General features: G+C 42.9%; 1 protein-coding gene. It reads left to right on the forward strand.

Features of this window, described 5'->3' with window-relative positions:
• Nucleotides 1-45: 45 nt before the first annotated feature.
• Nucleotides 46-625, forward strand: a 580-nt coding sequence (locus BK820_RS14940; RefSeq protein ID WP_171260625.1) for a thioredoxin family protein, incomplete at its 3' end; no start/stop codon positions are given.

Raw genomic sequence — 625 nt, forward strand, 5'->3', positions numbered from 1 at the left:
TATTCTTTCATCGAATAAATTATTACTCCTTTGGAGACGTTAGCAATGTTAGATCAAAATACAGCAGCCCAATTAAAAACCCTTTTAGAACGCCTTGAAGGACCAATCGAACTGGTAGCCACTTTAGATGCTTCAGATAAATCTGCAAAAATCAAAGAACTTGTAGAAGAAATCGCTGGACTGTCTGATTTAGTGACTGCCCGTTTTGATGGTACCAACAAACGTGCACCAAGTTTTGGTGTGGCTAAAGCCGGTGAACAGCCTCGTGTGTTCTTCGCAGGCCTGCCAATGGGTCATGAGTTCACATCGCTGATTCTGGCATTGCTGCAAACTTCGGGTTATGCACCGAAAGTATCGAATGAAGTTCTTGAATCGATCAAAGGTTTAGGAATCAAGTCTGACTTTGATGTGTTTGTCTCTTTAAGCTGTCATAACTGTCCGGATGTGGTTCAGGCATTCAACCTGATTGCAATCTATAACCCGGGTACAACAGCAACCATGATCGATGGTGCTTTCTTCCAGGAAGAAGTGGAAGAACGTAAAATCATGGCTGTACCTATGGTGTTCCAGGACAATGAACATATCGGTCAGGGTCGTATGACTTTGGAAGAAATCATTGCCAAGC

This window comes from Acinetobacter sp. LCT-H3 (genome assembly GCF_001866125.1).
GTDB lineage: Bacteria > Pseudomonadota > Gammaproteobacteria > Pseudomonadales > Moraxellaceae > Acinetobacter > Acinetobacter schindleri.